The sequence below is a fragment of the Rheinheimera lutimaris genome (genome assembly GCF_013283795.1).
Lineage (GTDB): Bacteria > Pseudomonadota > Gammaproteobacteria > Enterobacterales > Alteromonadaceae > Alishewanella > Alishewanella lutimaris.
Map to the genome: position 1 here is coordinate 17,888 of NZ_JABSOD010000022.1, position 14,668 is coordinate 32,555.

The 14,668-nt window shown below is 49.7% G+C and carries 7 protein-coding genes; 5 read left to right on the forward strand and 2 right to left on the reverse strand.

The window, feature by feature from the left end; genetic code table 11:
- Positions 1 to 119: 119 nt before the first annotated feature.
- Together HRH59_RS16350 and arcA are read left to right on the forward strand one after the other, a co-directional pair.
- Entirely contained in the window at positions 120 to 1,661 is a 1,542-nt protein-coding gene (locus HRH59_RS16350; RefSeq protein WP_231702540.1) for a sensor histidine kinase, read from the forward strand.
- 177 nt (positions 1,662 to 1,838) lie between these two features.
- Positions 1,839 to 2,546 (forward strand): two-component system response regulator ArcA, encoded by a 708-nt coding sequence (gene arcA, locus HRH59_RS16355; protein WP_173502352.1) that lies wholly within the window; start codon positions 1,839 to 1,841, stop codon positions 2,544 to 2,546.
- Positions 2,547 to 2,550: 4 nt separating this feature from the next.
- On the opposite strand, the gene HRH59_RS16360 is transcribed toward arcA, so the two are convergent.
- Together HRH59_RS16360 and HRH59_RS16365 are read right to left on the reverse strand one after the other, a co-directional pair.
- Positions 2,551 to 4,833, reverse strand: coding sequence for an ATP-binding protein (locus HRH59_RS16360; protein WP_173502353.1), 2,283 nt, complete (start codon positions 4,831 to 4,833; stop codon positions 2,551 to 2,553).
- A 30-nt stretch (positions 4,834 to 4,863) separates the two neighbouring features.
- Complete coding sequence (locus tag HRH59_RS16365) at positions 4,864 to 6,618, reverse strand: cyanophycinase (protein ID WP_231702541.1); 1,755 nt, start codon at positions 6,616 to 6,618, stop codon at positions 4,864 to 4,866.
- 468 nt (positions 6,619 to 7,086) lie between these two features.
- On the opposite strand from HRH59_RS16365, the gene yfcC reads away from it, so the two are divergent.
- The 3 genes from yfcC to gltB all read left to right on the forward strand — a co-directional run bounded on the left by yfcC (position 7,087) and on the right by gltB (position 14,663).
- Positions 7,087 to 8,571, forward strand: coding sequence for a putative basic amino acid antiporter YfcC (gene yfcC / locus HRH59_RS16370; protein ID WP_173502355.1), 1,485 nt, complete (start codon positions 7,087 to 7,089; stop codon positions 8,569 to 8,571).
- A 30-nt stretch (positions 8,572 to 8,601) separates the two neighbouring features.
- Positions 8,602 to 9,783, forward strand: coding sequence for a beta-aspartyl-peptidase (gene iadA / locus HRH59_RS16375; RefSeq protein ID WP_173502356.1), 1,182 nt, complete (start codon positions 8,602 to 8,604; stop codon positions 9,781 to 9,783).
- Positions 9,784 to 10,202: 419 nt separating this feature from the next.
- Positions 10,203 to 14,663: a glutamate synthase large subunit gene (gltB, locus tag HRH59_RS16380; protein ID WP_173502357.1), complete on the forward strand. Its 4,461-nt coding sequence runs from the start codon at positions 10,203 to 10,205 to the stop codon at positions 14,661 to 14,663.
- Positions 14,664 to 14,668: the final 5 nt, after the last annotated feature.

The following is a 14,668-nucleotide window of genomic DNA, read 5'->3' on the forward strand; positions in this document are numbered from 1 at the left end:
TTGAACGAGATAAATGAATGATTAGCATAGATAAAACCACGTCAATAAAAAGCGCTTTAATTTGGGTGATCATGCTCATATGCAGCCTCACGCTTTGTCTGGCGATGGTGATATCAACCATGCAGGATGTAAAACTGCAGCGTAAAAAGCTGATATCGCAATTAGACGGCTATGTCAGCATTATCGCCTTTAATGCCCGCAACAGCATTTTGCAGGATGATGCCGACACCGAAGACAACCGGCTCAGCTCTTTTGCCGCAGTAAACATTTTGCACAATGTGCATATTTATAAAAAGCTGCCGGACTCTGAGCAGCTAAGCTTTTTCTCCAGTTACAACCGCCGCGATATCGGCCCGCATCCGGTGCAATTTGAGCGCGTGCCACAACTGCTTAAACCTTACATCAGCGACGATTACATCGAGCTGAGTAAAGCCATTAAAGACAATGATACCCTGCTGGGTTATGCCTATCTGCGGGCCAGCCAGGAAGAATTGAGCGCCTATATCCAGACGCGGATCCTGTTGGATATATTAATCGCCCTGGTTGCACTGGCCAGTGCCTTTATCATCAGTTCAAAATTACAACGCCGTTTCACCACACCAATAGATACGCTGTTAGACGTGGTGCAAAAAGTGGCGAAAGAAAAAGACTACCGCATTCGCGCGCCGATAGCGCCTATCAAAGAATACAATATGCTAAGCCGCGCTTTTAACACTATGCTGGACAGAATTGAGCAGCAAATAAGTAAGCTGCAACAGGCTGAGCAGGAAAACCGGCGCCTGACCTTAAGCCTGGAGCAGAAAATTGAGCAACGCACTGATGCGCTGAAAACCTCCAACCAGGAGTTACTCAATACCTTAGCAACCCTGCACCAATACCAAAACCAAATTGTCGAAACAGAAAAAATGGCCAGCTTAGGCCAGATGGTTGCCGGTGTCGCGCACGAGGTTAACACCCCTATCGGCCTTGGCGTAACGGCCTCCACCCTGTTACAAGATAAGCTGGCTGATATTCAAAAAGCCTTTGATGAAAAAAAACTCACCTCATCACAACTGGCTAAGTTTTTGTCTGAGAGCAAAGAAAATCTGGGTATTATCTATCGCAATATGGAACGCGCTGCCAGTTTAATCTCCAGCTTTAAGCGGGTTGCTGTTGATCAATCAAACGAAAACCGCCGGCAGTTTAATATGCTGCAACTGATCAACGAAGTATTGCTGTCGTTGCGGCCAAATCTGAAGAAAACCCAACACCAAATCAACGTTAATTGCCCTGAGGAACTGGAACTCGACAGCAAGCCCGGCCCGATAAACCAAATTTTAATCAACCTGATCATGAACAGTCTGATCCATGCTTTTGAGCATATTGAGCAAGGCGAAATACAGATAAATGTCAGTGTCGAAAACAATAACTGCAAGCTGGTATATCAGGATAACGGTGCCGGTGTGCCGGAGTCGATTAAAAAACGTATTTTCGATCCCTTCGTTACCACCAAGCGTGGTGAGGGCGGCAGCGGTTTGGGCTTACATCTGGTGTATAACCTGGTTACCCAGGCACTGAACGGTAAAATTCAACTGGAAAGCAGCCTTGGCCAGGGCATTAAAATACAAATAGATTTCCCGGTGATAGTGCGCAGCAATAAATCTGTTAAATCATCAGCTTAAACGGAAAAACGCCTAAAAACCGGGCTACAACAGCATTAGAAAAATCTAATTGTTAACAAAAAACTTGTTAACAATTGGACAGATGGTTATAATTGCGTATTATTTGACAAAAGCACGTCATCTATAAAACGTAAACGCATTATAAATGTCACAAAATTCACATAAGGTTTAACTCCAATGCAAACACCTGTGATTCTGATCGTTGAAGACGAAGAAGTAACCCGCCTGAACCTGGTTAGTCTATTCCAGGGCGAAGGCTATGATGTCATTGAAGCTGTGAATGGCGAAGAAATGAACCAAAAGCTTACCGACAACAAGGTGAACCTGGTAGTAATGGATATTAATCTGCCTGGTAAAAACGGTTTGATCCTGGCGCGGGAGTTACGCCAGAGAGAAAATATCGGCCTGATCTTCTTAACCGGCCGCGACAGCGAAGTAGACCGCATTCTGGGTCTGGAAATTGGTGCTGACGATTATCTTACCAAGCCATTTAACCCGCGTGAATTAACTATTCGTGCCCGTAACCTGTTAACCCGCACTGTAGCGCAACCTGTGGTTGAAGAGCACAAAAGTGTGGTGAAATTTAACGGTTGGACGCTGGATGAAAACAGCCGTAATCTTACTTCCCCTAAAGGTGTAGCGCGTCGTTTACCAAAAGGCGAATACCGCGCCTTACGGTTAATGTTGGATACTCCGGGCAAGATTTTCACCCGTGAGCAATTAATCCGTCATATGACCGGCCGTGATTTACGCCCGAACGATCGTACAGTGGATGTTACCATCCGCCGTATCCGTAAGCATTTTGAATCTGATATCGACAGCCCTGAGTTAATCAGCACCATTCATGGTGAAGGTTACCGCTTTGTGGGTAAATTAGAAAAGTAAGCCGCTAAGCTTGTTCGATGTATTCTGCCAGAGCAGCCAGGTGCTGCTCTGTTTTTAAGTGAAAGTCTACCAGTTGCCGCTCCAAACCCTGCCAGTTAACCGGCTCTTGCTCAAAACGTTTCGCCTGCTGTTGCACCCACAATAACCCCACTGACGCTGCTGCACCTTTAAGCTTATGCGCTGCTTCCTGAAATTCACGCTCCTGACGCTGCACCGCGGTTTCCATCATGCGATTCATATAACCCGGCAATAATTGCGTAAACAACTGTGCACTGCGCTTCATCGCATCTTTACCCAACGATTGGATGTAGTCATTCAACGTTGCCTGGTCCAGCAACTGCTGCTCATTGTCAGCCACAGGTAGTTTCGGTAGCTGCAACTTCATCGCGCTGGGCGAAAACAACCGCGCCAGCACTTGATCCAACTTAGCCGTGTTCAGCGGCTTGGCCAGAGCACCGTCAATCTGTAAACCATCCAACTGTTGCTCAGCTTTACGCACATTGGCGCTGAGTACCACTATGGGTAACGCCGACAACCTGGTTTCACTGCGAATATAAGCAGCAATTTGTTCACCACTCATATCCGGCAACTGCATATCCAGCAGCACTAAATCGATATCGTCTTCGGTTTCCAGCAGTGCTATGGCATCTTCACCTGTTTCGGCATGTATTACGCTGTGGCCGCGCTGTTCCAGTAAACCGATAGCAATTTCGGCATTCAGCGGTACATCTTCTACCAGCAGTATGGTAAGTTCAGGACAACTAATCGCCTGCTGCTTCTCCTGCTGCAGTACTTCTGTTGGCAGGCTGACAGCAAAACGGCTACCTTGCGCCACCGCGCTGCTGACACTGATCTCGCCCTGCATCGCTTCCACCAGCGCTCTTGAAACCGATAAACCAATACCTGAGCCGACAATACTTAACCGGCGACCATCATTGGCTTTGTAGTACATGTCAAAGATCCGCTCCTGCTCCTGAGCAGCAATACCAATCCCGGTGTCTTCAACCACGAAGTTAAGCCGGTTATCGTTCAGCTGACAAAACAAACTAACGGACCCGTTGGCGGTAAATTTCACAGCATTATTCAGCAGGTTCCACAGTACCTGACGCAGACGCGTTGGGTCCAACCGCAAATAAACATCGGTATCACCCTTGCAGCTGAGATTAAACTGCAAGCCTTTTTGCTGGCACAGCAACTCGGCAAAATTAGCGATATCATTAATAAACTGCTGTAAAGAGACGTTGTGATAGACAATATCCAGGTCCTGGCGGTCTATCTTGTCCAGGTCGATAATGTCATTAAAAATGTTACCCAGGGTTTCGGCGCTACTGAAAATGGTATTGGCCCAGCCATGCTGCTGTTTGCTGAGTTTACTTTCCAGTAAGCGCCGGCTTAAACCAACAATGCCGTTTAACGGCGTTCTCAGCTCATGGCTTAGTGTGGCAATAAACTTGCCTTTATCGAGGTAGGCTTTTTCCAGTGCTTGTTCGGCCAGCTTACGCGAGGTAATGTCACGGCCAAAGCCAAGCAAACCGATATAACGGCCATGGCGGTCATAAAACGGTACTTTACGCATTTCAAACCACAGTATCTGGCCGTCATCTTTTATAAATTCGACATCCAGCGTTAATTCTGACGCCGGCATATCGCTGTTGTATTCTGTCAGAATAGCCGCCTGCGCGCTGTCATCGGTGTAAATTTCGGCCGGATAATGCCCAATCAGCTCAGCGGCTGTTTTGCCCATTATCGCTTCAAACATTTTATTACAGCTGGCAAAGCGGCCGGTTTCATCGCGGTAGTAGAATAGGTCAGGTGAGCTATCAACAATAGAACGGATCAACAAGCTTTGTTCTTCCAGTTCTATTTGCGCTTTTTTACGCTCCGCAATTTCTTTACGCAGTTCATCTATCGCGCGGCGTTTGGCTTGAAAAGCCTTTTTACGCTCTTCAATCTCAAAATTAAGCTGACGGATATTGTCCTGCATACCTTCGTTCAGCAAACGTTCCTGATGCGCAGAATCTTCCAGATACAACAGAGCAGCATCTAAATGCAGCACCAGATAAAACACGAAAGCGATAAACACAGGGCCCAATAACAGCACTACCAAAGCAGCGCCTTTTACCGCAGGCCAATCGATGCTATTGCTCATAACAACACTAAAAGCCGCACTTATTGCACCGCCGAGCACCAGCAACAGTAACTGGCAAAACAGGGCAAGCCGCAGCTTGCCCCATTTACGGATCCAACTTGCTACGGCTTTAACCTGTGGATGAACCGGTCCTTGCATCAGGTTGTCACCTCGCTAACCGGGCAGATATCAAAGTACAGGTTGAATATCCATCATCAGATTACGGTACGAGCAATACTGCACTTCGCTATCTTGTAAACGAAATATGCCCTGACGTGTATAAGATGAATGATCTTTATACAGGCTTATCTGATGCCCCTGACCAACTTTAACCGCCTTGCCATCAGCTTTACGGCTCTGTGTCAGACAAAGTAAATGCGCCAGCTGTTTGTAGTTATCACGCTCGAATAGTTCACCGGAGCTCAGCATCGGTGCCTGGGTATTGCTTGGTGCAAACTTCCACTCGGCAAAACGCGTTCTGAGCACCCCGTCTTTTATCTCCAGCGTATCATCACGGGTTAAATAATGCGTGGTAACGCCACGAATTGCAGCAGCACTGCCCTCGCCTTCTGCTACGGTATTCTGATTATCTACCACATACACCCCGGCAGCGCCCAGCACCGCCATTTTTACCTCCGGTGCATTTTCTGCTGTGTCAAAACCCACCAATAATGCCGTAGCTTCATCTACGCCAAAACCAAACCTGGTTTGTGTATCATATTGCAAACGGATTAAACGGCCCTGACGGCCACGCTCAGAAAAATGCGTATCCAACACGCCCCATGGAAATAAGCCCAGGCCGCCAGTTGACGTAAAGGTAAGATGATTTTCTGCCAAACCGTTACTGCAACTTTGATCTTTATCACAACCCGGTTTAGGTGCCGGTAAATCAAAAGCGCCAAACTGCATGGCATTGTAACTGTCGCCGTTACTAATCATCGGCGTATTGCGGCCGGCATAACTGGCGCCGGACATAACCGCCGTGCCGGCACTGGTTCCGGCAACAATAATTTGCCCGGCAGCTAACATAGACTGTAGCTGTTTTAATTCAGCAGATGCGCTGCCATCTTCCTGCCTGAATGCCTGCAATGTCAGGCTTTGGTCACCACCGTTAATAAAGATTGCGTCTGCCCGGCGGATTTGCTCTACCGCAGCCTCGCTGCCCTGCTGACAAAACGTCATTTGCTGCTGCATCAAATCAGGATATATCCGCTCGCGCTGGTAAGTACCGTGGTATGCCGCCAAATATTGTGGTAGCTGTGCACACGAAGGGTCATTGTCAACGCGATTTTGTTGCGCGGCACGGTAGGCGGCATTGATCGGTAACCAGCTCACTTCAGCACCGGCTTCGTCGAATAAATTAGTATAAAAATCAACTGCCGCATAAGGATCTCGGCCTGAAGCAGTTACTACCAGCAAACGTGGCTTACGCGTTGGCCCGGCTACCTGCTGCGCTAACTCAACGATTTTGCGATACAGCTCAACCGAAAAAGCATCACTGGTTTTTGCCAGGTTGGCATATTCTTTTTGTCGTTGAGGCTGGCTACGCCGGTTAGTGTTACCAGGTGCAATTGCCATCACCTGCAAGTTATCCAGCACAAAGTCACGTTCGCGATCGCTCAGTTGATTGTAATTCTCGCGACCGGACACCCAAATACCATCAATTTCTATTTCTGCTGAGCGCCACAATCTAACCAACTCACGCTCTGATACACGCTCAGTAGTCAGCCTGCTGCGAACAAACTGCAGTAATGCCAGAGTTTGTTGCTGCTCGATAGCGCGCTCGCTACTCCAAAAGCTGTCACTGGCAATGTTATTCAGGTTAGCTGCCGACAGGCTGAAAACATCTGCTGACTTTGCAGCCTCGCTAAACACATCCGGCTCTGCACAGGCGCGGGTATTGGCCGAGCTGCAGCTTTGTAAACCGCCACCAATTAGCACCATTGAATAATCGGGAAATTTTTTATTGCCCCCTGTGTTTGCGGCAGAAACAGAGCAAGCCAACAGGCTGGCTGTGATATATAAGCTGAGTGATCTCATTATTCTCTTTCTTATCTTAAGCGCAGAAGTATGTAACTACCGTAACTTCAGGTAGCCAGCAAAAATTTCAGATAGCATAGATTATCCTGTATTGACTTCTTTGCCAATTAGCAGTAATTCTATTAGCGTTGTTTAATTGATCACACATCATTTTTGGTAGCGATATGTTAAAGAAAGCCTTCGCGCTTAGCTTATATCACTACTCGTCCTACTACCTGTCGGAGTGGTTTAACGAGTAGACAAGTGTCAGGCACTAAACTGTGTTTGGCAGGCGTTTGTCCTGTATACCACAACTCACACACAACGAATTATAAGCACTGCTGTATGGCGGGAGTATGCTCCGCTTATTCAGCTTTTCTGCAGGTAACTTTTATGTCTACCGTAACAAAAAAGCCGCTATCGATGCCTGATGCCTTTGTCATCCTGTTCTTTGTGATGATACTGGCGGCTGTCGCATCGCATCTGGTACCGGCCGGCTCTTTTACGCTGCTGGAACCGGCACCTGCGGCGGAAGGCGCCGCTAAACTGAAAGGCAAAATAGACCCTGACAGTTTTAGCTTCGTCAACGACAGCCAACAAGGCGTACCACTGTTTGCTGAAGGCGGCGGCATCGGCTTTTTTAACTATGCCTTTGAAGGCTTGGTTTCGGGCAATAAATGGGGCTCTGCCATTGGCGTAGTAGCCTTTATTCTGCTTACCGGTGGTGCTTTTGGCATCATTATGAAAACCGGGGCTATTCATAACGGCATTCTGGCCTTGATAGACAAAACCAAACGTATGGAGTTTTTATTTATTCCGCTGATGTTTGGCTTGTTTTCTTTAGGCGGTGCTGTGTTTGGTATGGGCGAGGAAGCCATCGCCTTTTGTATCGTACTGCTGCCGCTGATGCTGGCACTGGGCTACGACGCCATCACCACCGTGCTGGTAACCTACGTTGCCACTCAGATTGGTTTTGCCACCTCCTGGATGAACCCGTTTAACGTAGCGATAGCCCAGGGTATTGCTGAAATCCCGCTGATGTCAGGTAAAGATCTGCGCGTGGTTATGTGGGCGGTGTTTACCCTGTTTGGCATTATTTTTACCATGCGCTACGCCGCTAAAGTAAAAGCAAACCCCGAGCTGTCGTTAAGTTTTGCTACTGACCAAAAACTGCGGGCACAACAAAGCGCTGAAGCGAAAAACAGCTACAGCCGGCTGGATTCGGTAATACTGCTGGCGTTTTTTGCCGGTTTAATTTGGATTATCTGGGGCGTAACAACGCGCCAGTATTACATTCCGGAAATTGCCAGCCAGTTTTTTACCATCGGCATTGTGATTGCCGTGATTGCCGTGCTGGGTAAACGCCTGAGCATGAACGACGCTGCCGACGGTTTTAAGCACGGTGCCGCCGAGTTATTGCCGGCAGCGCTTATCGTCGGTATGGCCAAAGGCATCGTGTTATTGCTCGGAGGCGACGAGGCTGATTCGCCCTCAGTACTCAATACCCTGCTGTATTACAGCGGTCAGGCGCTGGGCGATTTACCGGCGTTTTTATCCGCCTGGTTAATGCTGATTATCCAATCAGTGATTAACTTCTTTGTCGCCTCCGGCTCCGGTCAGGCGGCGCTGACCATGCCACTTATTGCACCACTGGCCGATTTAGTCGGACTTTCGCGCCAAATTGCGGTATTGGCTTTTCAACTGGGTGATGGCTTAACCAACTGTATTATTCCAACCTCTGCGGCCTTAATCGGCTGTTTGGGCGTGGTACGGGTTGACTGGACAGTGTGGTTTCGTTTTGTCTGGAAATTACAACTATGGCTGTTCGCGCTGGCCAGCGCCTTTATGTTTCTGGCCGTGGCCATAGGTTATCAATAGCCACAGTGTGGCTGTTTTGAGGTTACTATTTTGAATCATATTATACTTATAAAAAATGCCGAGCTGTACGCACCACAAGCACTGGGCAAAATGGACGTAGTAATAGCCGGTGGCTGTATTGCCGCCGTCGGCAGAGATTTTAACCTGGCAGGCAGCAACTTACCGGTAACGGTAATTGACGCCGGCGATTTCTATTTAACACCGGGCTTTGTTGATTCCTTAGTCCATTTTATCGGTGGCGGTGGCGAGGGCGGCTTTGCTACCCGTACACCGGAGATGCAACTCACCGATGCCACGTTGGGCGGTGTTACCACGGCCATTGGCGTGCTGGGTACCGATGCCACTACACGCACCTTAACCAACCTGTTAGCCAAAGCGCATGCGCTGGATATTGAAGGTATCACTACTTACTGCCATACCGGCTCGTACGAAATCCCCTGTCGCACCCTTACCGGCAATATTACTGATGACTTAATTTTAATCGACAAGTTTATCGGTGTCGGCGAAATTGCCATCAGCGATCACCGCTCTTCGCAACCCACTACCGATGAAATTCGTAAAGTTGCCGCCGCCGCCCGCGTTGGTGGCATTTTGGCCGGTAAAAGCGGCATAGTAAGTGTGCATATGGGCGCTGGCGAACGCATTTTACAACCGATTTATCAGGCCGTCGCCGGTACCGAGCTAAAGCTGAAACAGTTTTATCCCACCCATATGAACCGCAACCGCCGCGTATTTGAAGCCGGGCTGGAGTTTGCCACTAAAGGCGGCGTTATTGACTTTACCACCAGTACCACCGACTTCGACTTAAAACACGGTGAAGTGGCCGCCGCCGCTGCGCTGGCTGAAGCACTGGCATTTGGTATTAAGCCAATGCAACTGACACTAAGCTCAGATGGCAACGCCAGCCTGCCGATATACAACGATGAAGGCGTATTACTTGGCCTACAGGTAGGTACAGTACAAAGCCTGTATCAGTCGGCCCGCGAGGCTATAACACAGCACAAGGTCAACATTGCTGACGCCATCTGCAGCATTACTGCCGCACCGGCAGCCATACTGGGCTTAAAGCAAAAAGGTCGTATTGCTGCCGGGTTGGATGCTGACATCGTGCTGCTGCGCCGTGATGACCTGGCCATCGACAGTGTTATCGGTAAAGGTAAGCTGTTGGTACAACAAGGCGAAGTCCTCGTCAAAGGCACTTTTGAGCAATAAGTGTCAGAGGCAGCATAAAAGCAAACAAGACAAATTCGCATAAATATGGCGCATCAAGCCATAGCTATCGAGGCTAAAAAGCTGCTACGGCAGCTTTTTTTATCGCCTGCGCCGCCATCATTGGCAAAAATATCGCCAATTCATGTAATTTATTTTCATTTTCAAAAGTTAGCTTTCTGCGACACATCCACTGCTCTGCACTGCAAAGTCAGCTTGCTTTTTACTAAAAATGGCGGTATACCTGTACATTCTTGAACGTTTAGATGGCTAAACATTTCCAGAGCAAATACTCTACAACGCATTGACCTCTGAAAGAGTAACCGTTATTTTCTTTCAGCAGCAGCAAAACCAAATAAAAGAATAATAATTCATAAATAATAAATATTTATTAAATATCAGGACAAGTGTGGAGGTTAGTCATGGCGTTGTACCAGCACAGTCAGGCAAGAGAGAACTGTGGCTTCGGTCTGATAGCGCATCTGGAAGGCGCTGCCAGCCACCGGATCGTCAGAACCGCAATTAACGGCCTTGACCGTATGCAGCACCGCGGCGGTATTTCTGCCGACGGTAAAACCGGTGACGGTTGTGGCTTATTAATGCAAAAACCGGACAGCTTCTTCCGTGCTATTGCCGAAGAAAACGGTTGGAATTTGGCGAAAAAATACGGCGTCGGCATGATTTTCTTCAGTCAGGACCCGGTAAAAGCCGCCTTAGCAAAAAAAATTATCGAGCAGGAAATTGCCCGTGAAACCCTGACCCTGGTGGCCTGGCGCACAGTGCCGGTAGATGCCGGCGTGTTGGGCCCGTTAGCGCTTAAATCAATGCCGGGTATTGAACAGGTAATTGTTAATGCGCCGCACGGCTGGGGCGATCACGACTTAGAACGCCGCCTCTACATGCTGCGCCGCCGCATTGAAAAACAACTAAGCGACGATGCCGATTTCTATATCCCCAGCTTCTCGTCGCTGGTTACCGTATTTAAAGGCCTGATGATGCCGGCCGATTTACCGCGCTATTATCTCGACTTAGCCGATATCCGCATGGAAACCGCCATTTGCGTGTTCCACCAGCGTTTTTCTACCAATACCATGCCGCGCTGGCAGCTGGCGCAACCGTTTCGCTTTTTAGCCCACAACGGTGAAATTAATACCATTACCGGTAACCGCCAATGGGCCCGCGCACGGCAGTATAAGTTTGCCTCGCCGCTGTTAAGTGATTTACAAGATGCTGCGCCCTTTGTCAGCCAAAGCGGCTCCGACTCCAGCTCGCTGGACAATATGCTGGAATTGCTGTTAGCCGGCGGTATGGACTTATTCCGTGCTATGCGTTTGTTAGTGCCGCCAGCCTGGCAAGGCAACCGCGTAATGGATGACAACTTAAAAGCGTTTTACGAATTTAACTCCATGCATATGGAGCCGTGGGACGGCCCGGCCGGTATCGTAATGACCAACGGCCAGCACGTAGCTTGTAATTTAGATCGCAACGGCCTGCGCCCTGCCCGCTTTGTTATTACCCGCGATAAGCTAATCACCTTAGCGTCTGAAGTGGGCATTTGGGATTACACCCCGGATGAAGTGGTGGAAAAAGGTCGCGTAGGCCCGGGCGAAATGCTGGCAATCGATACCACTACCGGCAAAATCTGGCGCTCGGATGAAATCGACACCGATTTAATGGCCCGCCATACCTACCGTGACTGGTTAAACGCCAACGTGCAGCGGCTGGTACCGTACGAAAAATACGAAACCGACTTAATCGGCAAACGGGTATTTTCCGATGACGACATGCTGGTATTCCACAAGCTGTTTAACTATAGCTATGAAGAAATCGATCAGGTAATGACAGTGCTGGCCAAAGACGGCCAGGAAGCCGTTGGCTCTATGGGTGATGATACGCCAATGGCGGTATTATCGCGCAAGCCACGCACCTTATATGATTATTTCCGCCAGCAGTTTGCTCAGGTGACCAACCCGCCTATCGATCCGCTGCGCGAATCCCACGTTATGTCGCTGGCTACCAGCATCGGCCGCGAACACAACGTATTTAAAGAAACCGCCGGTTACGCCCGCCGCATTCAGTTTGAATCGCCGGTAATGATGTACTCCGACTTAAAGCAGCTAAAACAAGCCGACGAAAAGTACTACAAACATCAGATTTTCTCGCTGAACTTTGACCCGGCCGCGGTAAACCTTGAGCAAGCCGTGCAGCAGCTATGTGACAATGTTATCAGTGCCGTGCGCGACAATAACGTGGTGCTGGTGATCTTAACTGACCGGCGTATTGAGCAAGGCAAGTTACCCATTCCGGCCGCGATGGCAGTAGGTGCGGTGCAACATGCTTTAGTTAACGCCCAGCTGCGCTGCGACTCCAACATTATTGTTGAAACCGCCTCAGCGCGCGACTCGCACCATTTTGCGGTATTAATTGGTTTAGGTGCTACCGGCATTTACCCCTTTATGGCCTATGAAACGGTCGAGCAACTGGTCGAAAAAGGTGTTATTACCTTAACTGCACGCCAGGCGGTGCTGAATTACCGCAAAGGCATTAATAAAGGCCTGTACAAAATCATGTCGAAGATGGGTATTTCAACAGTGGCCAGCTATCGCTGCTCTAACCTGTTTGAAGCCGTCGGCATTGATAAAGCGGTGATGCAGCTGTGTTTTGCCGACATCCCGTCGCGTTTGGGCGGTGCCGGCTTTAGCGACTTTGAGCAAGATGTGCAGCAACTGGCCAAAATAGCCTGGTTAAAACGTAAACCGCTAAACCACGGTGGTTTATTAAAATACGTGCACGACGGCGAATACCACGCCTATAACCCGGATGTAGTGCAAACGCTGCAAAAAGCCGTGCGCTCCGGCAAGTATGAAGATTACCGGCAGTACAGCAGCATAGTGAACGAGCGGCCGGTGGCGCACTTGCGCGATCTGTTTAAACTGGCTGACAGCACGCCGGTGGCGCTGGAGCAGGTAGAGAGCGAGCAAAACCTCTATCCGCGCTTTGACAGCGCCGCTATGTCTATCGGTGCACTAAGCCCGGAAGCACATGAGGCGCTGGCTATTGCGATGAACCGCCTTGGCGGGCGCTCTAACTCGGGTGAAGGCGGTGAAGATCCACGCCGTTTTGGCACCGAGAAAAACTCCAAGATTAAACAGGTTGCCTCCGGTCGCTTTGGCGTAACACCGCATTACCTGGTAAATGCCGAAGTTATTCAGATCAAAGTAGCCCAGGGCGCTAAGCCCGGCGAAGGTGGCCAGTTACCCGGTGAAAAAGTTACCGCCGAAATTGCCCGGCTGCGTTACTCGGTGCCCGGCGTAACGTTAATTTCGCCGCCACCGCACCATGATATTTACTCAATTGAAGATTTAGCCCAGCTGATTTTCGATCTAAAGCAGGTGAATCCGCAGGCGCTGATCTCGGTAAAACTGGTATCAGAGCCTGGCATCGGCACCATCGCCGCCGGCGTGGCCAAAGCCTATGCCGATTTAATCACCGTATCCGGCTATGACGGCGGCACCGGCGCCAGCCCGTTAACCTCGGTGAAATACGCCGGTAGTCCATGGGAGCTTGGCTTAGCCGAAGTGCACCAGGCTTTAGTCGAAAACGGCCTGCGTGATCGCGTGCGGCTGCAGGTAGACGGCGGCTTAAAAACCGGGCTGGATGTCATTAAAGCTGCCATTTTAGGTGCCGAAAGCTTTGGCTTTGGTACCGGGCCTATGGTGGCGTTGGGCTGTAAGTTTTTACGTATTTGCCATTTAAATAACTGTGCCACCGGGGTGGCAACCCAGGATGCCACATTGCGGCGCGATCACTTTACCGGCTTGCCGGAAATGGTGATGAACTACTTTAAGTTCTTAGCCTTTGAAGTGCGCGAACTGATGGCACAGCTGGGGGTAACCGAGCTGACCCAGCTAATCGGCCGCACCGATTTGCTGGCAATAAAAGACAGCGAAACGCAAAAACAAGCCAAGCTGGATTTAACACTAATATTGCAAGCCAGCGGCGTGAAATCTGACAAGGCGCTGTTTTGTGTAAAAAACAATACACCGTTTGATGAAGGCGCACTAAACCAGCAACTGCTGAAAAGCTGCGAGCAAATGGTACTGCATAAAAGCGGTGGCCGGTTAAACCTGAATATCCGCAATACCGACCGCTCGGTTGGTGCAGCGTTGTCGGGCTTTATCGCCCGCCAGCATGGTAATCAGGGTATGGCAACCGATCCTATCCGCATCCGCTTTAACGGCACCGCCGGCCAAAGCTTTGGCGTGTGGAATGCCGGTGGCCTGCATATGTCACTGCAGGGCGACGCTAACGACTACGTTGGTAAAGGCATGACCGGCGGCCAGTTGGCTATTTTCCCTGCCAAGGGCGCCAGCTTTGCCAAAAACGGCTTTACCATTGCCGGTAACACCTGCCTTTACGGCGCCACCGGCGGCCGGCTGTATGCCGCAGGCCAGGTGGGCGAGCGCTTTGCCGTACGAAATTCGGGCGCTTTAGCCGTGGTAGAAGGCACCGGCGACAACTGCTGCGAATATATGACCGGCGGTGTGGTCGTAGTACTGGGCTGCACCGGGGTGAACTTTGGTGCCGGTATGACAGGCGGCTTTGCTTATTTACTCGATGAGCAAAACGATTTAGAGCTTAGGTTAAACCCCGAGCTGGTAGAGGCGCTGGAAGTTAGCACGCCGATACTGCAGGAACACCTGCGCAGCCTGTTGCACCAGCACGTGGAAGAAACCAGCAGCGAAAAAGCACAGAAAATCTTAAACGACTTCAACCGTTATTTAAGTCAATTTAAGCTGGTTAAACCAAAAACCAGCGATGTAAACACCTTGCTGGGACACCGCGCACGCTCGTCAGCCGAGCTGCGGGTTCAGGCGATGTAGGGAGG